This window comes from Chitinophagales bacterium, from assembly GCA_020635995.1.
Classification (GTDB): Bacteria; Bacteroidota; Bacteroidia; order Chitinophagales; family UBA8649; genus JAFMKE01.
Genome location: JACJYS010000001.1, coordinates 283,600 through 306,303, shown reverse-complemented (window position 1 = coordinate 306,303; position 22,704 = coordinate 283,600). Strand labels below are relative to the sequence as shown.

Annotated in this window: 20 protein-coding genes and 1 tRNA gene; 14 read left to right on the top strand and 7 right to left on the bottom strand. The window is 34.1% G+C overall.

Annotated features, from left to right (window positions below; all coding sequences use genetic code 11):
- Nucleotides 1-52 precede the first annotated feature (52 nt).
- From H6578_01390 to H6578_01380, 3 genes are all read right to left on the bottom strand, one after another.
- Nucleotides 53-3,016 carry a T9SS type A sorting domain-containing protein gene (locus tag H6578_01390; GenBank protein ID MCB9225809.1) on the bottom strand — a complete coding sequence of 988 codons (2,964 nt, stop codon included), beginning with the start codon at nucleotides 3,014-3,016 and terminating at the stop codon, nucleotides 53-55.
- A 144-nt stretch (nucleotides 3,017-3,160) separates the two neighbouring features.
- Nucleotides 3,161-4,888 carry a hypothetical protein gene (locus H6578_01385; protein MCB9225808.1) on the bottom strand — a complete coding sequence of 576 codons (1,728 nt, stop codon included), beginning with the start codon at nucleotides 4,886-4,888 and terminating at the stop codon, nucleotides 3,161-3,163.
- A gap of 32 nt (nucleotides 4,889-4,920) precedes the next feature.
- Complete coding sequence (locus tag H6578_01380) at nucleotides 4,921-5,916, bottom strand: hypothetical protein (GenBank protein MCB9225807.1); 996 nt, start codon at nucleotides 5,914-5,916, stop codon at nucleotides 4,921-4,923.
- Between the two features lie 118 nt (nucleotides 5,917-6,034).
- Here H6578_01380 and H6578_01375 point away from each other — a divergent pair, with 118 nt between their 5' ends.
- The 6 genes from H6578_01375 to H6578_01350 all read left to right on the top strand — a co-directional run bounded on the left by H6578_01375 (nucleotide 6,035) and on the right by H6578_01350 (nucleotide 9,363).
- The gene (locus H6578_01375; GenBank protein ID MCB9225806.1) at nucleotides 6,035-6,802 is read left to right on the top strand and encodes a TatD family hydrolase; all 768 of its coding nucleotides are present in this window, start codon (nucleotides 6,035-6,037) and stop codon (nucleotides 6,800-6,802) included.
- Nucleotides 6,803-6,945: 143 nt separating this feature from the next.
- A tRNA-Ser gene (locus H6578_01370) sits at nucleotides 6,946-7,032 on the top strand.
- 65 nt (nucleotides 7,033-7,097) lie between these two features.
- Complete coding sequence (locus H6578_01365; protein ID MCB9225805.1) at nucleotides 7,098-7,919, top strand: MotA/TolQ/ExbB proton channel family protein; 822 nt, start codon at nucleotides 7,098-7,100, stop codon at nucleotides 7,917-7,919.
- Nucleotides 7,920-7,944: 25 nt separating this feature from the next.
- Nucleotides 7,945-8,283, top strand: a complete 339-nt coding sequence (locus H6578_01360; protein MCB9225804.1) for a hypothetical protein — start codon at nucleotides 7,945-7,947, stop codon at nucleotides 8,281-8,283.
- A gap of 11 nt (nucleotides 8,284-8,294) precedes the next feature.
- Entirely contained in the window at nucleotides 8,295-8,888 is a 594-nt protein-coding gene (locus tag H6578_01355; GenBank protein MCB9225803.1) for a biopolymer transporter ExbD, read from the top strand.
- Nucleotide 8,889: 1 nt separating this feature from the next.
- Nucleotides 8,890-9,363, top strand: a complete 474-nt coding sequence (locus H6578_01350) for a biopolymer transporter ExbD (protein MCB9225802.1) — start codon at nucleotides 8,890-8,892, stop codon at nucleotides 9,361-9,363.
- Nucleotides 9,364-9,631: 268 nt separating this feature from the next.
- Here the strand turns inward: H6578_01350 and H6578_01345 are convergent, their stop codons facing one another.
- Nucleotides 9,632-10,798, bottom strand: coding sequence for a PorV/PorQ family protein (locus H6578_01345; protein MCB9225801.1), 1,167 nt, complete (start codon nucleotides 10,796-10,798; stop codon nucleotides 9,632-9,634).
- A 12-nt stretch (nucleotides 10,799-10,810) separates the two neighbouring features.
- Entirely contained in the window at nucleotides 10,811-11,950 is a 1,140-nt protein-coding gene (locus H6578_01340) for an acyl-CoA dehydrogenase (protein MCB9225800.1), read from the bottom strand.
- Nucleotides 11,951-12,101: 151 nt separating this feature from the next.
- Here H6578_01340 and H6578_01335 point away from each other — a divergent pair, with 151 nt between their 5' ends.
- The 5 genes from H6578_01335 (at nucleotide 12,102) to recJ (ending at nucleotide 17,387) form a co-directional block, all read left to right on the top strand.
- Entirely contained in the window at nucleotides 12,102-12,407 is a 306-nt protein-coding gene (locus H6578_01335; GenBank protein MCB9225799.1) for a DUF4286 family protein, read from the top strand.
- A gap of 18 nt (nucleotides 12,408-12,425) precedes the next feature.
- Entirely contained in the window at nucleotides 12,426-12,749 is a 324-nt protein-coding gene (locus H6578_01330) for a hypothetical protein (GenBank protein ID MCB9225798.1), read from the top strand.
- A 3-nt stretch (nucleotides 12,750-12,752) separates the two neighbouring features.
- Nucleotides 12,753-14,588: a DNA mismatch repair endonuclease MutL gene (mutL, locus tag H6578_01325; GenBank protein MCB9225797.1), complete on the top strand. Its 1,836-nt coding sequence runs from the start codon at nucleotides 12,753-12,755 to the stop codon at nucleotides 14,586-14,588.
- A gap of 107 nt (nucleotides 14,589-14,695) precedes the next feature.
- A complete protein-coding gene (locus tag H6578_01320) occupies nucleotides 14,696-15,703 on the top strand; it encodes a DUF1016 domain-containing protein (protein ID MCB9225796.1) in 1,008 nt (335 codons plus the stop codon).
- A 13-nt stretch (nucleotides 15,704-15,716) separates the two neighbouring features.
- Nucleotides 15,717-17,387: a single-stranded-DNA-specific exonuclease RecJ gene (recJ, locus tag H6578_01315; protein ID MCB9225795.1), complete on the top strand. Its 1,671-nt coding sequence runs from the start codon at nucleotides 15,717-15,719 to the stop codon at nucleotides 17,385-17,387.
- Between the two features lie 44 nt (nucleotides 17,388-17,431).
- Here recJ and H6578_01310 read toward each other — a convergent pair whose 3' ends face one another.
- Both H6578_01310 and H6578_01305 read right to left on the bottom strand, forming a co-directional pair.
- Nucleotides 17,432-17,830 carry a hypothetical protein gene (locus H6578_01310; GenBank protein MCB9225794.1) on the bottom strand — a complete coding sequence of 133 codons (399 nt, stop codon included), beginning with the start codon at nucleotides 17,828-17,830 and terminating at the stop codon, nucleotides 17,432-17,434.
- Between the two features lie 81 nt (nucleotides 17,831-17,911).
- Complete coding sequence (locus H6578_01305; GenBank protein MCB9225793.1) at nucleotides 17,912-19,156, bottom strand: tryptophan 7-halogenase; 1,245 nt, start codon at nucleotides 19,154-19,156, stop codon at nucleotides 17,912-17,914.
- Between the two features lie 63 nt (nucleotides 19,157-19,219).
- Here H6578_01305 and H6578_01300 point away from each other — a divergent pair, with 63 nt between their 5' ends.
- The 3 genes from H6578_01300 to H6578_01290 are packed head-to-tail and all read left to right on the top strand — an operon-like array spanning nucleotide 19,220 to nucleotide 22,698.
- Entirely contained in the window at nucleotides 19,220-20,746 is a 1,527-nt protein-coding gene (locus H6578_01300) for an aromatic amino acid lyase (protein MCB9225792.1), read from the top strand.
- Nucleotides 20,746-21,477 carry a 3-oxoacyl-ACP reductase FabG gene (fabG, locus tag H6578_01295; GenBank protein ID MCB9225791.1) on the top strand — a complete coding sequence of 244 codons (732 nt, stop codon included), beginning with the start codon at nucleotides 20,746-20,748 and terminating at the stop codon, nucleotides 21,475-21,477. Before H6578_01300 ends, fabG begins: the two co-directional genes overlap by 1 nt.
- Before the next feature lie 3 nt (nucleotides 21,478-21,480).
- Nucleotides 21,481-22,698: a beta-ketoacyl-[acyl-carrier-protein] synthase family protein gene (locus H6578_01290; protein ID MCB9225790.1), complete on the top strand. Its 1,218-nt coding sequence runs from the start codon at nucleotides 21,481-21,483 to the stop codon at nucleotides 22,696-22,698.
- Nucleotides 22,699-22,704 lie beyond the last annotated feature (6 nt).

Genomic DNA, 22,704 nt, shown 5'->3' with positions numbered 1-22,704 from the left:
CTAAACCGAAGCTTAGCACTTTTACAAACGAAAAAAGGATAGATATAATTATTTACTGGTTTTTTATCAATTTATATACAGCTTTACCTTGAGCGGTATTTACATTTAAGAAATAAACGCCATCGGCAAACATACTTAAATCTAATTGCGTTTTTGAGTTAGTTGGTTTTATAGATAAAATTTTAGTCCCCACTAAATTGTATGTTTCAATAGATAAAACATCTAAACTGTTCTCCAATTCTATAAAGAATGTTCCATTAGAAGGATTAGGATAAACTTTTACCTTATTTAGCACAGCTATATCACTTATAGCACTTACTTTTTCTACTATAGTGTTTACTACGGTATTGGTAATAATAGCCGGATTAAAATCAAAATAAATAGCAGCAGTATTTTCAATTTTAGTGCCTACAGGCAAATTTTCTAATTGCGAAATACGGAAAGAAACAAAACCTTGGCTTCCTTCTTCATCTACGCTTTTAGGTGGCAACTGAATATTATTAAAAGTAAACACTAAAATATTATCATCTTCTATGCTTATTTCATAATGATGAGAGGCACTTACATCTCTTATTGTTCTTACATTCAAGTTTTCATCTAAAGTATCTCTTACTACTACTTTCCACGCATTGGCATTTCCTTCGTTTTGGAAACGGATATGATAATCATGGTCGTTGTCATCTACAGTTATATCTCCTACGGGATAAACAGCTTTATCATTAGGATCCCAAGAGCTGGTAACACTATCTTGATAGTAAGCCACATTGTTATTTGGCGTTACATCTCCAGGTATTGGATTTACTACTGCGTCCATATTAATTGGGTCGCCCGGCATTAAGCCTGCATTGGGGTCTGTTTCATAAGTAATGGTTATATAATTACATTGTCCTGGCGTTAAATTGCTAAAATTGTAGGTTAAAACATTACTGCTTGCATTATGGTTGTCTGGCAAAGGATAGTTATAAAGCGACCAACCATTAGCAGAAGCAGAACCACTTGATGTCCAAATTAAATTGTTATCGTAAGTTACTTCTACATTGCCACTCATAGGTATGGTTCCATCATTGCAGTATTTAACTTTTGTTTTATAAGCAAAACCCGGAGTAGGCGTATAAAGCGGATACATACTTATACTTAAATCTTGAACCGGTGGCGGTGTTTGTAAAAAGAAATCTACCGTTACAGAGGCATTGCTTGAATCAAGTGTAACATTATAGTTTGCATTAGGACACAATAAAGTATAGTTGTTTACATAGTATCCGTTTATGTCAAAATAATAAGTGCCTGCGGTAGTAGAAATTTCATAATATCCATTGGCATCGGTATAGTCATAAATCCATAGCCAAGGACCTCCGGCAGTAGCTGTTAAATCTACAAAACAATTTACAGGATAATCAGTACTGTCAAAAACACAGTTATTATTTACATCTACATAAACATGTCCGCTTATAGTATAGCAATTAGTAGTAGGTACATTAAACGTTTCTGACACGGTGCACCCACTTCCATCGCTTATGGCTACCGTATAAGTAGTGCCTGGGGTAGGGTTTAGAATATAACTTTGGGTAGAGCCATCGCTCCAAGTATAGGTATAACTACCCGAACCCCCTTGTGGATTTACGCCAATAAAAGAAGATGACCCTTGATTAATAGTATCGTTTTGGCAATCGGCATAATATTCTTCACGAACTACAGAAATAGAATCTGGAGTACTAATAAGTACGGTATAAATACTAACACAAGCGTTAGCATCTGTTACTTGTACTACATAAGCATCTGGACACAAACCACTAAACGTAGAAGATGATTGATTAGTAATACCGCCATCTAAAGAATATTGATATGGAGGTGTACCACCAAAAGCATAAGCTTCTATAGAACCTTGGCAAGCCGTAGAGCCTGTACAAATACTTCCATTATTACCTACGGCATCTAAATATAATTGATTTAACGAATCGCCCGGAACATAAGCATTATATGTTTGGCTACATTGCATTTGGTCATAGACAGTTACACTATAATATCCTTCGCATAGGTTAGTAAAATCTGCTTGATTGCCATTAATGGTGTTTCCATTATTAAGCTCAAAAGTGTATGGCCCCTGCCCCCCTGTAGCTACTACATTTATGCTTCCATCGCAATTATTGCCACAAGATGTGCTTGGAGTTGCATTTAAAGAAGCAAAAATATTGTTTCCACTATTAGGTATAACTAAAAAAGTATTAAAAGAACAGCCGTTAGCGTCAGTTATAGTTAAATATACCAATGAGTCTGCACTATTAATAATGTATTGCCCTGTTGGGTTTTCAATGGTTGAAGCACCAAAGTCATACCATGTCCATTGGTAAGAATATGGCGGAGTACCACCTGTTGGGTTGGCAATTAAATCTACAGTAGCACCTTGGCAGTTTTCAGTAATAATAGTATAAGTAGGATTAGCAGAAAGAGAACTTACGCCTACAGTTATGGTTTGTATGTCTGTAGAAAAACACCCATTTGCAGTATAACCATCAAGCTGTACGGTATATGAGCCGGGTTGATTAAATGTATAAGTTAAATTTTGTGTGCTACCTACAAATTGGTTATCTACCATCCAATACCAATCTATAATTGGATTATTGGGACTTGTTTCTACGCCATTAAAAGTAAATGTTTGTGGAACTGAACAGCCACCACCACCATTATGTGTAAAAAACACTTGATTGGGAGGCAATACTTGTATGGTTTGTGTATCGCTGGCGATTTGCCCGGCAGAAGTAACTGTTAGAATAACATCATAAGAACCGGGATTTGCGTATTGATAATCAGTGCCACAACTTGAAGAAGAGTAGGTATTACCATCTCCAAATTCAAAAAAATAATTATCGTAATTGCAGTTATTAGCCACAAATTGTATAAATCCTGGTCCGGTAAAGCAACTATCTGCATAATAGAAACTGGCATCTAACTGAGCGTGAGCAGGCTTAAAGCTAAAAAAGCCAATAAAAAGTATAAAGAGTAATTTTAAAGTTTTCATAATAAAAGGTTTTTAATAATGTAAAGTTAAGAAAGTATTTTTATAAAAAAAACGACAAATTTTTGAGTTTGTGGGATAAAGGAAACGGATAGCATTTTAAAACACTACCCGCTTCCCAGACTTACACTTATATTTTATCTTTATTTAATCAACAAAGAAATGTATTGTTCCTGAAATAGTACTTGAGCTTCCGCCTTGATCAAAAGTTCCGTTTATTGTTCCTTCTACTAAATCTCCACTATTAGCTCCGTATTGGGTAATATCTACAGTAATATTTGAGTTTACAATAGAATCTAATGGTGCACTTCCCCAAAGATAATTTTGGTTTGAGCCATCTAATACATAAGTACCTACACCATTAAAAGGATAAAGTGAAACATTGAAATTATCTGGCAGACTACCAAATATTTCGCCATAAGTACCTTGCGAAGACAAATTAACAGTTCCTGTGGCTACATAGTCGGTGCCGTCTATATTCCATTGTATATATTCTGAAATGCTATTGCAAGCCACTAATTGTCCTACATTCAAATCTGAAGTGCCTAAAGTATAATTATTTACACCACTTTCATTAAAGTTGTCTAAATCAAAACCTTTTAATCCTATTGAAGTATTAGCACACGATACAAAATTGAATGCACCACCGCTTACTACACATACTCTTCCGCTATTATCTATAACATAGCCATTACCTACTAGACCATAGTTGCAATCTACTAATGTTCCCGAAACGTTTACAGAAATTCCTGTTGAATTAATAACAATAGGAGAAAGTGTAGTGTTTGAACTGATGGCCCCCACGTTTTCAGTGTGAATTAATACTTCGCCACCGCCACAATTTAAAAATATTTCTAAAGTAAGGTTGTCATTAGCCGGCACGATGCCACCAAAATGTCCTGTAGATGAAGTATAATCATTTCTTGAACCAAAATTGGCACTTACTACTCTTACTCGCACATTGCTTAAGCCTGTGTTGTTAGCATCTACAAGTTGACCATCTAAAATGGCATTATCTGTAGGAATATCACAGTTCCAAAAAGAAAAATGAGAAACTTGGGCTTTATATACACCTCCTTCTAAAGTAGCGGTGCCTTCATATACCCAATATCCGCCTGTTTCGCTAAAATGCCATAAAGCTATAGTGCTTGGTGCATCAGCCAATAATCCACTTGATAAAGGAAAAGAAACGGTAGCGTCTTTCCCTTCGGCAGGTTGCAGTTCATTACCGCTACCATCGGTTAATTCTACAGCTACCATACCGTAGCTTTCTAAATAACGGTTGCCATTGGCATCGGCAGCAATTAAATTGCCCGGCATATAATCGGCAAAATTATCACTTTCCGGATCTATATATTTAGCTGCCACATTTACGTTTCCTGTGTGAGCATTACCATTGGCATCTACTACGCCATCTTGAAAATTAATAGTAATTCCATTTCCACTAACCGAACCACCGGTAGCTGCATCAAAAGAACCAATTTGTTGTTTTTGAAGCATCATAATTTTTACGTTATTAACGCCATTAGTAGGCACTAAAGAGCGTGAGCCTAAAAAATAACCCGCTTTTTCTGCTTTTACAAAAGCTAAGTTCTTGTAAACATTGGCATTATTAATAAAGAAAACACCGTTGGCATCTGTAGCTACACTTTGGCTACCTATACTTACTGCTACGCCACTCATAGCATTTCCATTTTCATCTACTATTTGACCCATAAAATCAGCGGTTTTAGCTGCTCCTTTGTCATAAACATAGGTTTCGTCATCTGGTGGTGGCGTATTGGGTGTGTTGGGTTCATCTTTGTCGCAAGATTGAAGCGTTGCAAAAAATACTAACATAAGTATTGAAAGCAATTTTAAACTTGTTTTTTTCATATTTATTTATTTTTTAAGTTTTAAATATTAATTTATGGCAAACTATTTATTGTCGCTATTAAATCAGTTTCTGTGGTTTCAGTAAGTTCTGCTAATTCTATTACGGCATCTGCCACTATTGTAGCTGGAGTTATAGAGGAGTAGTAAGTACCATCTACCATAGAAATAGCAATTAAGTGTACATCAAGACCTATAGGTATTTGACCATAGTGTTCAGAAAAAACACCTTCATCGGCTAAAAATTCATCTAAACTTCCTAACGCATTAGGTTCTCCGTCAAAAGAGATATATACGGCACAGTTGGTAGCGTTAAACTCTTCAGGAGCTCTGGCTTTTAGCAATGTTTTAGGAGCCGCGTAAGTGGCAAATTTATCTACGTTTGTCCAGCCAAAATTGCTTACCACTCCACTGTAATATCCTACTCCGGCAGCATTATCTAAGGCTAAAACCGCAGAATCTGCTTGTTCCCAATCGTCATCAGGGCAAGCAAATACACCATCGCAGTCGTTATCGCAGCAAAAATCTTCAAATAAAGACATTTCGCTATCGTAGCCACCCATATTATCTACAGGATATTTTACAATAATCTTGTTGTCTGTAACATAAAGTTCCTCTCCGTCTTTGTACGCTTTTAAGTAAACTTCGCCTCCACTTATTAAAGCCGTATGGTCGCCACCTAAAAGTAAAACACCCATAGTACTTTTGTTAAGGAGCACCATATCGCTTTTACTGTAAATTTCTATCATCTCTACATCTATGGTTTCGCCCACCATGCTGTTTCCTGAACCGTCTTCAACAGAATTATAATTAAAATTGACTACCGTACCCTCTGCTCCTTCTATAGACGCCCCTGCGGTGGTCAATAAAACAGAAAAGTTCTGTGTTTTTGCTTCTCTGTTATTTTTTATCTTTTCTAATAGTGCTGTTCCGTTTGGAGTAAGAGGTGGAGTATCATCTACCGGTTCATCGCAAGCGTTAATTAAAACAATTCCTATAATTGCTAATAATATTTTGTTTATCGTTTTCATAATTTTAAAATTTTGGGTTAAAAAAAACTTTGACGGTACAAACATATTTCAACTATTTGCCAGAAAAAATTACAATTATTGCCGTTTGTGAAGTGCTTTTTTGCCAAATTTGCATCTTATGGAATTTATAGACACCCATGCTCATTTGTACGTTAATCAGTTTGAAGCTGACAGAAATGAAATGATAAAAAGAGCAAAAGACAATAATATAACAAAAGTGCTTTTGCCCAACATTGACAAGGATTCGGCAGAAAATTTATTGGAACTTTACTTTTCTGACACCACTTTTTTTGCACCCATGATGGGCATACACCCTTGCTCTATAAATGAAAATTATAAAACGCAACTCAAAGAAATAGAGCCCTATTTTTTACGACAAAAAATGGCAAGTGTGGGAGAAATAGGCTTAGATTACTACTGGGATAAAACAAAAATAAAAGAACAAAAAGCTGCATTTAGGCATCAAATTAACTGGGCAAAGGATATGAACCTGCCCATAGCGGTGCATTGTAGAGATGCTTTTGATGATGTGCTAAGCATTTTAGATGAAGAACAAAATGGAAATTTAAAAGGCGTGCTTCATTGTTTTACTGGAAATGTAGAGCAAGCCAAACATTTAATAGATTTAGGTTTTTATATGGGCATAGGTGGTGTGGTAACATATAAAAACAGCGGTTTAGACAAAACTTTAGCAGATATAGATGTAAAACACTTAATTTTAGAAACAGATGCACCCTATTTAAGTCCCACGCCATATAGAGGAAAAAGAAATGAAAGTGCTTACCTTATATATATAGCAGAGAAATTAGCGGAGGTAAAAGGAATAGAAATAGAAGAATTGGCGGAAAAAACCACAAAAAATGCTGTTGAATTATTTAGCTTATAGCCATGTAAATGTAAAAAAAGTAAAAATTATAAGGCTATAATTTGGTTTATTAATAATATTATTTCAATTTTGGAAGCAGAGAAGTGTAGGAATTTTTTTCAATTCAAAAGAAAATTTCTATTTTTGGCATCTCTTGATATTACGGAGAGGTGCAGGAGTGGTTGAACTGGCTTGCCTGGAAAGCAAGTATTCCGGAAACGGAATCAAGGGTTCGAATCCCTTTCTCTCCGCTGTAATAAAAGAAAACTGAACAAAAAACAATTAAATTAAAAACAAAAAAGAAAAAATTTCTAGTATGAAAAAACTAAGTTTAACATTTGTATTGGTTGCTATTCTTACATTTGGTTTCAATTACCAAATGGCTTTTGCACAAGAAGAGGCAACAACAGAAACAACAGAACAAGTAGAAGCAGCTCCGGCTGAAGTTGTTCAAGAAACCGTAACAGAAGAAGTAGCAGAAACACCCGCTGCTCCAGCCGAAAAATCGGGACACCAAGTACTTTTAGACAAATTTATAGAAGGTGGTGCCGGATTTATGTCCACCGTATTAATATGTTTAATATTCGGCTTAGCTTTTTCTATAGAAAGAATAATCTCTTTAACATTAGCTTCTACAAACTCTAAAAAACTATTAAATGCTGTAGAAGAAAATTTAGTTAACGGAAATGTAGAGGGAGCTAAAGAAGTATGTAAAGCAAGCCGTAGCCCAATAGCTTCTATTATGCACCAAGGATTAAACAGAACGAAAGATGGCTTAGACATGGTTGAAAAATCTGTAATAGCTTATGGCTCTGTAGAAATGGGACGTTTAGAAAGAGGTTTAACATGGATAGGTTTAGCTATTGGATTAGCACCAATGTTAGGTTTCATGGGTACGGTAATAGGTATGATTAATGCATTTGATGCTATTGAGGCAGCTGGAGATATTTCTCCTACAGTTGTAGCAGGAGGTATTAAAGTGGCATTATTAACTACGGTATTCGGTTTGATAGTAGCTATTATTTTACAAATTTTTTACAACTACATCGTATCAAGAATTGATAGCATAGTAAACGATATGGAAGATGCTTCTATACAGTTTATAGATATGTTGAAGAAAAACAAAATTGTAGATTAATAATAAAAGCTATAAGAAAATAGATATGGAACAATTTGCAAACATAGGAATATACATAAGCTACGCACTTATTGCCGTTGCCTCTTTAGGCTTACTGGCAGGAGTAACAATAGCTATACTTCAAAACTTTAAAGAAGGTGGTATGGCAGCAATAATTGGCTTAGTAGCAATATTGGTGTTCTTTGGTATAGGATATGCTCTAAGCACCGATTCAATACCAAAAGCATTAATGGATAAAGGATTTAGTGATGCTTCTGCTTATAAACTTTCAGGAGCAGGTATTATTACCTTTTATATAATGGCTATAGTAGCCACTATTCTACTTGTAGTAGATTTAGTAAAAGGATTTATTGACGGAAATTAATCTGAATAGAAATGTCAAAAAAGAGAAAAATACCGGAAATTAATGCAAGTAGTATGGCAGATATTGCTTTCTTGCTACTTATATTTTTCTTGGTAACAACAACCATAGACCAGGATAAAGGAATATTGCACAAGCTACCCGCTTGGAGTGATGAGCCACCACCTGATGCTACTTTAAACCAAAGAAATGTACTTGAAATATTAGTAAATGCTAATAATCAATTATTGGTTGAAACAGATTATATTCAAGTTAATCAATTAAGAGATATAGCTGTAAAACATTTGACCAATAGAGGCAGATTGCCGGAATATTCTGTAAGTCCAAAAGATGCTATTATTTCTTTAAAAAACGATAGAGGAACCAGCTACGGAGTTTATTTAGAAATACAAAATGAACTTAAAGCTGCCTATAGGATAGTAAGAGATGATATGGCTTACGATCTTACAGATGGCAAAATGACTTATCAAGAATTAGATGATTGTTCTTCCAATGCGGAATTAGATGCCAATAAGCAAAGCTATTGCGAAAGGCTTAAAGAACAAATAAAAGAAGAATATCCAATGAAGATTTCTGAAGCTGAACCTGTAAATTTAGGAGGTAAATAAAATGTCAAGATTTAGTAAAGACCAAGGAAAAAAAGAAACTCCGGAAATTTCAACAGCATCATTGCCGGATATTATATTTATGCTTTTATTCTTCTTTATGGTGGTTACCGTAATGCGTGAAACCAACCCAATATTAAGAATAAAACTACCTCAAGCTACTGAGTTAACTAAAATTCAGTATAAAGAAGCAGTATCTTACATTCTTATAGGAACACCAGTAGATGTGGCTACACATGGAGATGCACCAAGAATACAGTTAAATGATTCATACTCTACAGTAGATAGAGTACAAACATTTATTAAAAAAGCGTATTCAGAAACACCTCCGGCACTGCAAGGGCAGTTTACGGTATCTTTAAAAGTAGATCAAGATGTAACTATGGGAATAGTAACAGACGTAAAACAAGAACTGCGTAAAGCAGATGCGTTAAAAATAAACTACGCAGCCAATAAGCGTTCTGACGATATTCAATAGAAGTTTTTTAACTTTAATTTTATAAAAAAAGGCTACCAAAATTGGTAGCCTTTTTTGTTTATATCCATTAATTGGCATTGCAAATACAATATAATTGTTTTATATTGCGTTATAATAAAATATGACGGACAATAATAAGTACATATCGTATCTTTTACTTGCTTTTTTTGCAGTAATGCTCGTGTTTTCTTTTATAACGAGAAAACTATACAGCAATTATGAGCAAAAGCAGGTGCAATTAGAGCAAATGAATGGCAATTGATTGAGATTATTCAAAACCTAATTTGGGTTTATCCTTATCTGTATTAATAGTAAAAGCAAAGGTTACTCTATAAGTTTTATTCAAAAAGGTGTTATTGCCTAAAGCATGTAAATATGCAAATCCTATATTAAATCCTTTATAGCCTATTCCTGTGCTCCAAGTTAAATGCCTTCTACCGTAAGACACAGCTTCTATAAAACTGCCAATACTTGTTTCCATTCTTAACTGCTTCTTCCAAAGTAGTTCATAAGAAAGACCTATTGAATGATCAAATTCTTTAAACTCACCTTTTGCACCATCAGGAGAATCAGCAAAAGAACCAAAAACTTGTTTTCCAAAACTCGGATAACTTCCATATACAGAATAAGTGTTGGGAGCATTTTTTCCTCCTTGTGTTGGCAACATTGGTTTTGATAATTGATAAGCCAATGAAACAGTATGGTGTAGTTTAATGTTTTTCACTACTATAGCATTCTCCAAACCAATATTTAATTGAACTGGTAATAAATGTTGAAAGTTTATTCTTTTACCAAAATTCATTATAGCTAATCCTGTATTGATTTTATAATCTAAAGTTTCTTTAATTGGATAGGTATTTCTATAATCAAAACCTATACTTGTTCCTATAGCATGTATAAAAGGACTAGCACCTCCATTTAACGACTTATAGTTTGTAAAAGAGTAATTAAATGAAACCCCTAAACCAAATTTATCTCCAAATAATGTACTATATCTAATTGCTTGAGTTAAACTATAGGGCTTTTCAGAACGAACGTATGGATTAATTGTTGAAAAAACTTGACCCATTTTAAACACTCTATTTGAGTAAGATAATGTGTGTTTTTTATTAAACGCGTAGCTAATATTAAAATCCGTAACAAAAATTTCAGAAGACATTTTACTTCTTCTTGGCTTGGTTGCATAAGTATCTCTAAAAAGAGGTAAATATGAAAAATTAAAATAAAATCCTTTTTCTAATCCAGCATATAAAGAAGGGTTTGCTGCCAAATCTAAAATTCTATTATTATTTGTATTAACTACATTTACATCTCCTCTACCAGCATTGCTTGTTGTAGTGCTAAATAATAAATAACTTTCTTCAGTGCTTATTTCTTGTGTGAAAGAAATTCCTAAAACAATAGAGAAGAATATGGTAGTTATAAAGAACTTCATTATTATTTATTATTACTTAAGCACCCCTCTTGAAATTACTATACGTTGCACTTCGCTGGTACCTTCGTATATCTGTGTTATTTTGGCATCACGCATTAGGCGTTCTACATGATATTCTTTCACATAGCCATAGCCACCGTGTACTTGCACGGCTTCTACCGTTGTTTTCATAGCGGTTTCGCTTGCAAAAACCTTAGCCATAGCACTTGCTTGGTTGTAGTCTTTTCCTTCGTCTTTTAAAGCGGCAGCTTTGTAAACCAATAATCTTGCTGCTTCTATTTCTGTAGCCATATCTGCTATTTTAAAAGCAATAGCTTGATGCTGAGCAATAGGCTTACCAAAAGCTTCACGTTCTTTAGCATATTTTATAGAAAGTTCATAAGCCCCTGCGGCTATTCCCAATGCTTGAGCCGCTATACCTATACGACCACCGGAAAGTGTTTGCATAGCAAATTTAAAACCAAAGCCATCTTCTCCTATTCGGTTTTCTTTAGGCACTTTTACATTATCAAACAGTAAAGAATGCGTATCTGAACTTCTAATGCCCAATTTATCTTCTTTTGCTCCTATAGTAAAACCTTCCATTCCTTTTTCTACTATAAGAACGTTAATTCCTTTATGTCCTTTTTCTGGATGCGTTTGAGCTATTACCAAGTAAGTATCGGCTTTGCCACCATTTGTTATCCAGTTTTTAGTACCGCTTAATAAATAGTGGTCGCCTTTATCTACAGCCACCGTTCTTTGGCTGGTAGCATCACTCCCGGCTTCCGGTTCACTTAAAGCAAAAGCTCCCAATTTTTTTCCACTAGCTAACGGCACTAAATATTTTTGTTTTTGCTCTTCAGAGCCGTATTTTTCTAATCCCCAGCAAACTAAGCTATTGTTTACACTCATAGCTACAGAGCAAGAATTATCAACTTTAGAAATTTCTTCCATAGCTATTACGTAGCTTATGGTATCCATTCCTCCACCGCCATATTTTGGGTCAACCATCATACCCATAAAACCCAGTTCGCCCATTTGTTTTAATAGTTCTGTTGGGTGTGTCATATTGGTATCGCGTTCTATTACACCCGGTAAGCATTGTTTTTGAGCAAATTCTCTAGCGGCTTGTTGTACGGCTAATTGTTCTTCTGTAAGTTGAAAATTCATTTAAAGAGGATTTATTTTTGTTGACCGCAAAAATACAACTTTATTGTAAGAATAATTGGTATAAGTTGATTAATGCCACATTCGCAAACTTTTTCATCTAATTGGTTTTTTAAAATAATAGACTAATTCGCTAATTCCTTATATTTGTAGTATGATAATTTACAGCGTTACGGTAAAAATAGATTTAGATGTGCATGACGATTGGTTGCAATGGATGAAAAACGAACATATACCGGAAGTATTAGCCACAGGAAAATTTAAAAACCACCGAATATTGCGTTTGCTTGCCGATGACGAGCAAGACGGCATTAATTATAATATTCAATATAGTGCCGAAAGTATGAGTGATTATTTTGATTATCAACATAATTTTGCCACAGAATTGCAAGAAAAACATACAAAACGATATAAAGACAAGTTTGTGGCGTTTAGAACGTTATTAAAAGAAGTAGAATAAATAAAAGAGGAGGACACCATGCGTTTAAAAATTTTTCATACCCCAAAGCCTAAAAGATTTTCTTTTCATACACGGTATTACGACCCCAAAAAACTAAGTGAGGAAACTAAAGTAGAAAAAGGAGTGTTTGCTAATTATAGAAATAGAAAAGGCAAATTTGACACGCCTGATTTTGAAGATGACGGAAGTGTAGTACAAAAAAGTTCAAGTTTTACTTTTAAGCTACTTATTTATTTTACTTTATTGGCAGTAGCGGCACTTAGCTTCTTTTACTTTAAATACGGTTGGATTTTATCTGTGTCCATCTTAGCTTTTATTTTGGCGTTTTCTAAAAGAAAATAATTTATGGCAGACATTATTCAATTACTTCCCGATGCTATAGCCAATCAAATAGCTGCGGGAGAAGTGATACAGCGACCTGCAAGCGTAGTTAAAGAGCTTATGGAAAACTCAGTAGATGCCGGTAGTACCCATGTAAAACTAATTATTAAAAATGCAGGGAAATCTTTAATACAGGTTATAGATGATGGCAGTGGCATGAGTGCTACTGATGCCCGTATGTGTTTTGAAAAACACGCTACTTCTAAAATTAAAAACATAGACGATTTATTTGCTATTGTTACCAAAGGTTTTAGAGGCGAAGCTATGGCATCTATAGCGGCAGTGGCACAAGTGGAGCTTAAAACTCGCCAAGAAAATGAGAGTTTAGGCACAGCCATTCAAATAGAGGGTAGTAAAGTAATAAACCAAGAGCCCTGCCAGGCACAAGTAGGCACAAATACAGCAGTTAAAAACTTGTTTTTTAATATTCCGGCACGTAGAAATTTTTTAAAAAGTGATAATGTAGAGGTTAAACATATTATTGAAGAGTTTTACAGAATTGCTATTCCACATCCTAATGTTGCATTTTCGTTGTTTATAGATGATGAAGAAATTTACCACTTAAAAGAAGGTAATTTAAGACAAAGGATAGTAGCTATTTTGGGCGATAATTATAACGAAAGATTAGTGCCTATTTCTGAAGAAACCGATGCCGTAAAAATAAGCGGTTTTATAGGCAAGCCCGAGTATGCTAAAAAAACCAGAGGAGAGCAGTATATTTTTGTAAATAATAGGTTTATAAAAAGCAATTACCTCAACCATGCCATATACAAAGCCTATGAAGATATAGTAGCTAAAGACCGCTATCCCTTGTTTGTGCTTTTTATGGATATTGATCCTGCCAAAATAGATATAAACGTACATCCCAGCAAACATGAAATTAAGTTTGATGAAGAGCATTTAATTTACACTTTTGTAAATGCAGCGGCAAGGCATGGTTTATCGCAATATAGCGTGCGTCCCACTTTAGATTTTGACCAAGAAGATGCTTTTAATCAAATGGGTTCTTTTAGCCAAAAAGATAAAGACTATAATCCTGCCACATCGCCTATGAATTTAGGAAAAACAGATTTCCCTTTTTCGGCAAAAAAGAAAGAGCAGGAGTCTAACCTGCAAAACTGGCAAGATTTATACGCTATAAATAAAAGTGAGCAAGCTCAAAGTTTAGTACAAAAAATTGGCAAGCTACACAATGAGCTTCCCATAGAAGAAAATAAAAACACTGAAAACGCCAACACCACAAAGCCATATCAAATACACAATAAGTATATAGTTTCTCCTATAAAATCGGGGTTTATTTTGTTTCAGCAAAATGCTATGCATCAGCGTATTTTGTTTGAAAGGTATTTGCACATATTAAATACCGAAAAAGTCGCCAGCCAGCAGCAGTTATTTCCCCAAACTATAGCTTTAAACGCTTCTGATGCCGCTATAATGAAAGAAATACTACCCGACATAAATAATCTCGGTTTTGAAATTAGCGATTTTGGAAACAACAGTTTTGTCATACACAGTTATCCAACAGATATTTCTTACAATAATGAAACGCAGATAATAGAAGATTTTATTGAGCAGTTTAAAAACAGTGCTGGGCTAAATAAATTTAGCAAAAGAGAAAAAGTGGCACAGTCATTAGCCTATAGTGCAGCCATTAAAGAAGGCAAAAAACTAAGCGAACAAGAAATGCAAAATTTAATAGACCAACTTTTTGCCTGCGAAAATCCATATAAAACGCCAAGTGGCAGAAAAACTTTTGTTAAATACACTTTAGAAGAAATAGACAAGCAGTTTTTGGATTGAAATAAAACTTAGGTAGTGTTTAGAACTTTTGAATTTGGAACTATGAGTACGACCCTTTGTAAATTCATTTAATTAATGATATAATAACCGTACTTTTGTATAGTATTATGAAGTCGGAATTATCAGGACAACACAAAAAATTATTTTTAACAGTTAAAGAACTGATTCAGCAAGCCCGTCAGCAAGTTGTACGCAATGTGAATCAAGTTATGGTTACAACTTATTATGAAATAGGTCGTATGATTGTGGAAGAAGAACAGCAAGGCAATAAACGTGCAGACTATGGGAAAGAAGTTATTGCAAATTTGTCAAAAGAACTCACAAAAGAGTTTGAAAAAGGATTTACAACTCGTTACTTAGAGCTTATGCGTAAGTTTTATATAACTTATTCAAAAACGAAATCAGTGATTTCGGAATTTAAACTAAGTTGGACACACTATATTCGTCTTATACGTGTAGAGGATGAAAACGAACGGAAATTTTATGAAATAGAAAGTATAAACAATAATTGGTCGGTACGAGAATTAAATAGACAATTTGATACAGCTTTATATCAAAGGCTTGCTCTAAGCCGAGATAAAGAAGGTATCAAAAAATTAAATCAAAAAGGACAAATTTTAGAAAAGCCAAAGGACATTATTAAAGAACCTTATGTGTTAGAGTTTTTAGGACTGAAAGAGGACAACAGATATTCAGAAAGTGATTTAGAAACAGCCATTATTGATAAGTTAGAATATTTTTTATTAGAATTAGGAAAAGGATTTGCATTTATCGGTAGACAAAAACGAATAAGTATAAATAACAAGCATTTCTTTATAGATTTAGTGTTTTATAATCGCATATTAAAGTGTTTTTTGCTGATTGACTTAAAAATAGGAGAGTTAAAACATCAGGATTTAGGACAGATGTTAATGTATGTACATTACTATGATAGAGATGTAAAATTAGAGGATGAAAATCCAACAATAGGATTAGTTTTATGTAGCGAAAATGATAAAACTATTGTAGAATATACATTGCCCAAGGACAACAAACAGATTTTTGCCAGTCAATATAAAACTGTATTACCAAGTAAAAAGAAACTTCAACAAATTATTAATGATAGTATAGAATAAAAAACCTTTGAACATACCTCAACAATGGACATATAAACCCACAGATAAAGCTAAAGTAGAAAAGCTTTATAAAAGTTTAAAAATAAATAAAACGCTTTGCAAACTTTTAGTGCAAAGAGGTATAGAAACTTTTGATGAAGCTAAAGCCTATTTTCGTCCCGGCTTAGAGCAGTTGCATGCCCCGTTTTTAATGAAAGACATGGATAAAGCGGTAAATAGGATAATAACAGCCGTTAAAAACAAACAAAAAATACTGTTTTATGGCGATTATGATGTAGATGGCACTACCTCTGTAGCTTTATGTATGCTGTTTTTTAAGCAGTTTTACGAAAATATAGATTTTTATGTGCCCGATAGAAACAAAGAAGGATACGGTATTTCCATTAAAGGAATTGATTTTGCTACAAAAAATAATTTTAGCTTAATGGTAGCACTTGACTGCGGTATAAAAGCCATAGAAAAAGTAAATTATGCTAATGAAAAAGGCTTAGACATAATTATATGCGACCACCATACACCAGCAGACGAATTGCCTAAAGCACATGCCATTTTAAACCCTAAACAAAAAGAGTGTATTTATCCTTATAAAGAATTATCGGGGTGTGGTATTGGTTTTAAACTTTGCCAAGCTTATGCTCAAAAGCATTTTATAAAAGACGAATTACTATATCAATTTTTAGATTTAGTATGCATAAGCATAGCTTCAGATATAGTGCCCATTACTGATGAAAACAGAATTTTAGCTCATTTTGGTTTAAAGCAGCTCAACACAAAACCATCGGTAGGTTTAAAAAACATAGTAGAGCTATTAGATTTAAAAAAAGATTTTACCATAAATGATGTGGTATTTAAAATAGGGCCACGCATAAATGCAGCAGGGCGTATGGCACACGCTAAAATGGCGGTAGATGTTTTAATGGGCAAAGAAATAGTAAAAGAACTACAAGACAACAACCAAAAACGTCAAGCATTAGATAAAGATATTACAGCAGAAGCTTTAACACTTTTAGCCAATGAAAATGAAGATAGAGTTAGCAATGTTGTTTATCAAGAAAATTGGCATAAAGGCGTTATTGGCATAGTGGCTTCCCGTGTAACCGAAACCTACTACAAACCTACGGTGGTTTTATGCCATTCTAATGGGAGGTTAACTGGTTCTGTGCGTTCGGTAGAGGGTTTTAATGTGTATGAACCATTAGAAGCCTGTAGCCATTTGTTTACCAATTTTGGTGGACACGCATTTGCGGCAGGTATTACCTTAGAAATAGAAAATTTTGAAACTTTCAAACAGCAGTTTGACGATGAAGTAAGGCAAAGGATATTGCCGGAGCAGTTAATTCCCAAAATTGAAATAGATAGCACCATAGAATTGCACGAGATAAATAAAAGCTTTTACAATATTTTAAAGCAGTTTGCTCCTTTTGGTCCATACAATATGCGACCTGTTTTTGTAGTTAAAAACTTAACCGACACAGGACAATCAAAGATAGTGGGAGAAAACCATTTAAAAACCCTTTTAGCAGATAAAGAAGGAAATACATTAAACGGCATAGCTTTTAATATGGCAGATAAACTGCCTTTACTAAAAGGAAAAGTAGATGTATGTTTTGTTTTAGAAGAAAATGAATGGAATGGCAACACAACACTGCAAATGCACATTAAAGATATTAGGGAGAGTGAGTAGTATTTATTTCTCTACAGACTCCCGATAAAAATCAAAATACATTACTACATATTTACATCTATATGCTGATTAGATTTTACTTCTCCATTAAAAACATAAGAAATACCCTTTAAATCATTACACTTTCCTCCTCTAATTTCAATGAAATTTGATAAGGTGTCAACATGATTGGTCTCTTGTAAAACTATTAAATAGTTGTATTCGCTTGACGGACTCATAAATTCAACTGTATAATTATTAGCAGAATCTATTATCCCCAAACTTGACGTATCTATTACCGCATTATAGTCTGTTTTATCTGTTTGAACAACTAAAATGGTATTAGAACTATCTACTCCATGATATTGAATAGAAAGTACAGCAATAGCAAAATCGTCATAACAAATACGACAAGAATTGAACAATAAAAAAACGAGTGCTATTTGAAAAAACTTAGTAATCATCAGATTTATTTTTGCTTCAATTATTATAATTCCAAGTCTTCAAATGAAATAAAATCAGCTCATTACCTCATTAGAAACCAACTATTCGTCATGCTGTATCTCTAAAATTTTATCTAAAGTACTTAATATTGTTTTGTAGCGTTTTACACACGGGTTTTCCATATCCCACACATAACCTGCCAATATTGAACATATTTGTCTTCTAAAATTTTCTGAATGATTTTCAGTAAAGAAAATACGGTGTAGAGACTGGTCGTACCAAGCATTTACATAAGTTTTAAATACATCTATACCAAAACGCACCGGCTCTTCGTACTCTTTTTCCCAATCTACAGATTCGCCTTTAATTTCTTTTTCTACAAGCTTAGCTCCCATTATGGCAGATTCCGTAGCTAAAGTAACACCGGAAGAAAATATTGGATCTAAAAACTCGGTACTATTTCCTGTTAGCACATATCCATTGCCATACAATTTTTTAACACCTACAGAAAAGCCTTTCAGCATTTTTGGCTCAAAAACTACATCTTCACTATTATATCTCTTTTTAAAGTATGGCTCATCTTCTAAAAGTTGCGTTAGTTTTTCTTTAACACCACCTTCTTTAGCATCAAAAATTTCATTTTCGCCCACTACGCCTATTGATGTAGTATTATTAGCAAAAGGAATATTCCAAACATAATGATGTGGATTTACCAAATAAACAATATACTCCGATTCTGCTTTATATTCTTCTCTTTTCTTGTCATAAAAATGAGTAAACATGGTTGTTCTTATTGGTAGTGAAGAATCTTCATCTAATTTTAGAAGTTTTGGCAGTATTCTACCGTAGCCACTTGAGTCAATAATGAATTTTGAGGTAATTTCATATTGATTGCCTTCGGCATCTTCTACTGTTGTTACTTGGTGATTGTCGTGCAGTTCAACAGCGGTAGCTCCTACTTCAAATAAAATAGGCACACCTAATTCTTGAGCTCCGTCTGTAAGTACTTTATCAAAATGAGCTCTTGGCACTTGCCACGTTTCCGATCTTCCTGCCGTAAACTGTTCAGAAAAATCAAACATGCTATCTTCTCCGTCTTTTTTGAAAATAACACCTTTTTTCTTTTGATAATTTTGCTTTTCTAAGAATTTTAGTAAGCCTACTTCTTCAAAAATATCCATACACCTTGGCAATAAACTTTCGCCTATTACAAAGCGTGGAAACTTTGCTTTTTCAACTACCAGAACGTCAATTCCTTTGCTGTTTAAATATGTACTAGCCACGGTTCCTGCTGGTCCTGCTCCTATAACTAATACGTCAACTTGCCTATTTTTGGGGTTTTTCATAATGTTTCTTTTAATTTAAAGTTTATTTCTATTAATTTTGCGTGTCAAATTTACATATATTAAATGGTGATATTATCGTTAAACCCTATTTATTTTTCATATTTTTTTAAAGTTGTACTCCAAAATGAGCAGGTTTCTTTTGACAATCAACTTATTGAGAGAAATAAAGAAGCTCATGCTTTTTTACAAAATTTTATTAAAGATAAAGTTATTTACGGCATCAACACAGGACTTGGCCCTATGGCACAGTACAGAGTAGATGATAAAGACCAAGTAAAACTACAAAAAAACTTAATAAGAAGCCATGCGGCAGGCGTAGGTAAGCACATGCCTAAAGAAATGGTTAAAGGTGCTATGTTTTGTCGTTTAGTTAGCTTGTCAAGAGGATATAGTGGCGTTAGCCTTCAAACTTTAGAAACACTTAAAGAATTTATTAATCATAATATTACACCTGTAGTATCGCAGCATGGAGGCGTGGGTGCCAGTGGCGATTTGGTTCAACTTTCTCAAATAGCATTATGTTTAATAGGCGAAGGAAAAGTTTATTATGAAGATAAATTGCAAAACACTAAAGATGTTTTAAACCAATTGAATATCAAACCATTAGAAATAACTTTAAGAGAAGGCTTAGCACTAATTAATGGTACTTCTTTTATGACAAGTGTGGGCATTTTAAACATTCTTAATGCTCAAAAAGCACTCAATAGCACCTTACTTAATGGCTGTTTAATAAATGAAGTAGTTGAATCTTTTGACGATCATTTTTCTATTGAACTAAATCAAGTAAAAAAACATGCCACACAGCAATATATTGCCAATGAAATGCAAACTATACTAAAAGATAGCAAGCTAATATCTAAAAGAGAAGAAACCTACTACAATAGCAAATACGAAAATGAAAATATCTTTAAGAAAAAAGTACAAGAATACTATTCTATAAGATGTATGCCCCAAGTATTAGGCCCAATATATAAAACCATAAGCGAAGCAGAAGAAGTTTTGCTTGACGAGCTAAATTCTGTATCTGACAACCCAATAATAGATATAGAAAACCAAAACATTTATCATGGAGGCAATTTTCATGGCGATTTTGTTTCTTGCGAAATGAGTAAACTTAAAAACGTAATGATAAAAATGAGTGTTTTGGCAGAAAGACAATTAAATTTTATGCTAAACCATAAACTCAACGAAATTTTTGCTCCATTTTTAAATGCCGGAGTTTTAGGCTTAAATTTAGGATTGCAAGGAGCTCAATATGCCGCCACATCTACCACTGCCGAAAATCAAAATTTATCGTCAAGTGTGTATGTACACAGCATTCCCAGCAATAACGACAATCAAGATTTAGTAAGCATGGGCACTAATGAAGCTCTTTTAACCAATAAAGTAATACAAAATACATTTGATGTTATTGCAGTTTTATCCTTATCTTTATGTCAAGCATGTAATATTCAACAAAACCATAAAAACTTGTCATCTAAAACACGAAAACATATTGAAACCATAGGAAAAGATGTTCCTTTTATAAAAGAAGATGTAGAAATAAGACCGCTACTTGAAAGCATTGTTAAGCAATTAAAATTAAATTAATGAACAAAGTAGCATTTATAACAGGAGGCTCTCGGGGCATAGGTAAAGCTTGCAGTATTGAATTAGCAAAAAAAGGCTATGATATTTTGTTAAACTACAAAAACAACGATACCGCAGCTAAAGAAACTAAAAAAGAAGTAGAAGCTTTAGGTGTAGCTTGCGAGTTGCTAAAAATGGATGTTTCTGACAAAAAAGATATAGAAAGCAAGCTGACAAATTGGTTAGATACCAATAAAGATAAAACCATAGAGATATTGGTAAACAATGCCGGTATTAAACAAGACAATTTAATGATTTGGCTTACCGATGAAAATTGGGAAAGCGTTATTAATACCAGCTTAAATTCATTTTTTTACATTACCCGATTGCTTATAAAAGGAATGGTAGCTAATAAATTTGGCAGGATAATAAATATGGTTTCTTTATCTGGAGTTAAAGGAATGGCAGGGCAAACCAACTATGCTGCGGCAAAAGGGGGCGTTATAGCAGCCACCAAATCTTTAGCACAAGAGCTGGGTAGAAGAAATATAACCGTAAATGCCGTAGCTCCGGGTTTTATTAAAACAGATATGACAGAAGATATAGATGAAAGCAATTATAAAAACCATATTCCATTAAAACGCTTTGGCGAAGTAGAAGAAGTAAGTGCTTTGGTAGGCTTTTTAGCTTCTAAAGAAGCCAGCTACATAACAGGCGAAGTAATAAATGTAAACGGAGGATTGTACACCTAATATATGAAAAGAGTAGTTATAACAGGCATAGGCATACAATCGTGTTTGGGCACTAACATAAGTGAAGTTAAAGATTCATTAATGGGTGGCGTTAGTGGTATTGGTTTTATGCCCGATAGAGTAGAAATTGGCTACCGCTCTCCATTATCGGGTATAGTAAAAGAGCCCGATTTAAAACCACTTTTACACAGAAGATACAGAAATAATTTATCTCAAGAAGGCGAATGGGCTTTTATGGCAACCAAGCAAGCTTTTGATATGGCTAAAATAGACGAAGCTTTTCTTGAAAACAACGAAGTGGGAATACTATATGGCAATGATTCCGTAGCTTTATCTACAATAGATGCCATAGATAAAATGAGAGAAAAAAAAGACACTACGCTTTTGGGTTCATCTGCTATTTTAAAATCTATGAACTCAACAGTTACCATGAACCTTTCTACTATTTTTAGTTTAAAAGGAATAAATTTTACGGTAAGCGGAGCGTGTGCCAGTGGCTCTCACGCCTTAGGCGTAGGTTATTTAATGATAAAAAACGGCTTGCAAAAAAGCATTGTTTGCGGTGGTGCACAAGAAATTAACCTGTATGCCATGGGTAGTTTTGATGGCTTAGGTGCATTTTCTGTAAACCATATAAACGAACCGCACTTAGCTTCACGACCATTTGATAAAAACAGAGATGGATTAGTGCCAAGTGGAGGAGCCGCCACAGTAATGTTAGAAGAATATGAGAGTGCCGTAAAACGTGGAGCTCCTATTCTTGCCGAATTAGTAGGCTACGGATTTTCTTCAAACGGAGGACATATAACCAAGCCAAGTGCCGATGGAGCCGCAGTATCTTTAAAAAGATGCTTAGATGATGCCGGGTTAAAACCTGAAGAAATAGATTACATAAATGCTCATGCCACATCTACGCCTGCGGGCGATGAAGCCGAAGCCGAAGCAATATACTCAATTTTTGGAGGCAATGTGCCGGTAAGTTCTACAAAATCAATGACAGGACACGAATGCTGGATGGCAGGAGCTAGCGAAATAGTATATTCTTTGCTTATGATGCAAAACAACTTTATGGCACCAAATATTAACTTTGAAAGCGGAGAAGATTTTTGTGCAAAAATTAACCTTGTAAAAAAATATACAGAAAAAAACCTAAATTACATCCTTTCTAATTCTTTTGGATTTGGAGGAACTAACTCAACATTAATAATAAAAAAAGTATAACTAAAA

Coding starts and splice junctions, on each gene's coding strand:
- H6578_01390 (MCB9225809.1), bottom strand. CDS start 3,016: ATGAAAACTTTAAAATTACTCTTTATACTTTTTATTGGCTTTTTTAGC.
- H6578_01385 (MCB9225808.1), bottom strand. CDS start 4,888: ATGAAAAAAACAAGTTTAAAATTGCTTTCAATACTTATGTTAGTATTT.
- H6578_01380 (MCB9225807.1), bottom strand. CDS start 5,916: ATGAAAACGATAAACAAAATATTATTAGCAATTATAGGAATTGTTTTA.
- H6578_01375 (MCB9225806.1), top strand. CDS start 6,035: ATGGAATTTATAGACACCCATGCTCATTTGTACGTTAATCAGTTTGAA.
- H6578_01365 (MCB9225805.1), top strand. CDS start 7,098: ATGAAAAAACTAAGTTTAACATTTGTATTGGTTGCTATTCTTACATTT.
- H6578_01360 (MCB9225804.1), top strand. CDS start 7,945: ATGGAACAATTTGCAAACATAGGAATATACATAAGCTACGCACTTATT.
- H6578_01355 (MCB9225803.1), top strand. CDS start 8,295: ATGTCAAAAAAGAGAAAAATACCGGAAATTAATGCAAGTAGTATGGCA.
- H6578_01350 (MCB9225802.1), top strand. CDS start 8,890: ATGTCAAGATTTAGTAAAGACCAAGGAAAAAAAGAAACTCCGGAAATT.
- H6578_01345 (MCB9225801.1), bottom strand. CDS start 10,798: ATGAAGTTCTTTATAACTACCATATTCTTCTCTATTGTTTTAGGAATT.
- H6578_01340 (MCB9225800.1), bottom strand. CDS start 11,950: ATGAATTTTCAACTTACAGAAGAACAATTAGCCGTACAACAAGCCGCT.
- H6578_01335 (MCB9225799.1), top strand. CDS start 12,102: ATGATAATTTACAGCGTTACGGTAAAAATAGATTTAGATGTGCATGAC.
- H6578_01330 (MCB9225798.1), top strand. CDS start 12,426: ATGCGTTTAAAAATTTTTCATACCCCAAAGCCTAAAAGATTTTCTTTT.
- mutL (MCB9225797.1), top strand. CDS start 12,753: ATGGCAGACATTATTCAATTACTTCCCGATGCTATAGCCAATCAAATA.
- H6578_01320 (MCB9225796.1), top strand. CDS start 14,696: ATGAAGTCGGAATTATCAGGACAACACAAAAAATTATTTTTAACAGTT.
- H6578_01310 (MCB9225794.1), bottom strand. CDS start 17,830: ATGATTACTAAGTTTTTTCAAATAGCACTCGTTTTTTTATTGTTCAAT.
- H6578_01305 (MCB9225793.1), bottom strand. CDS start 19,156: ATGAAAAACCCCAAAAATAGGCAAGTTGACGTATTAGTTATAGGAGCA.
- H6578_01300 (MCB9225792.1), top strand. CDS start 19,220: ATGGTGATATTATCGTTAAACCCTATTTATTTTTCATATTTTTTTAAA.
- fabG (MCB9225791.1), top strand. CDS start 20,746: ATGAACAAAGTAGCATTTATAACAGGAGGCTCTCGGGGCATAGGTAAA.
- H6578_01290 (MCB9225790.1), top strand. CDS start 21,481: ATGAAAAGAGTAGTTATAACAGGCATAGGCATACAATCGTGTTTGGGC.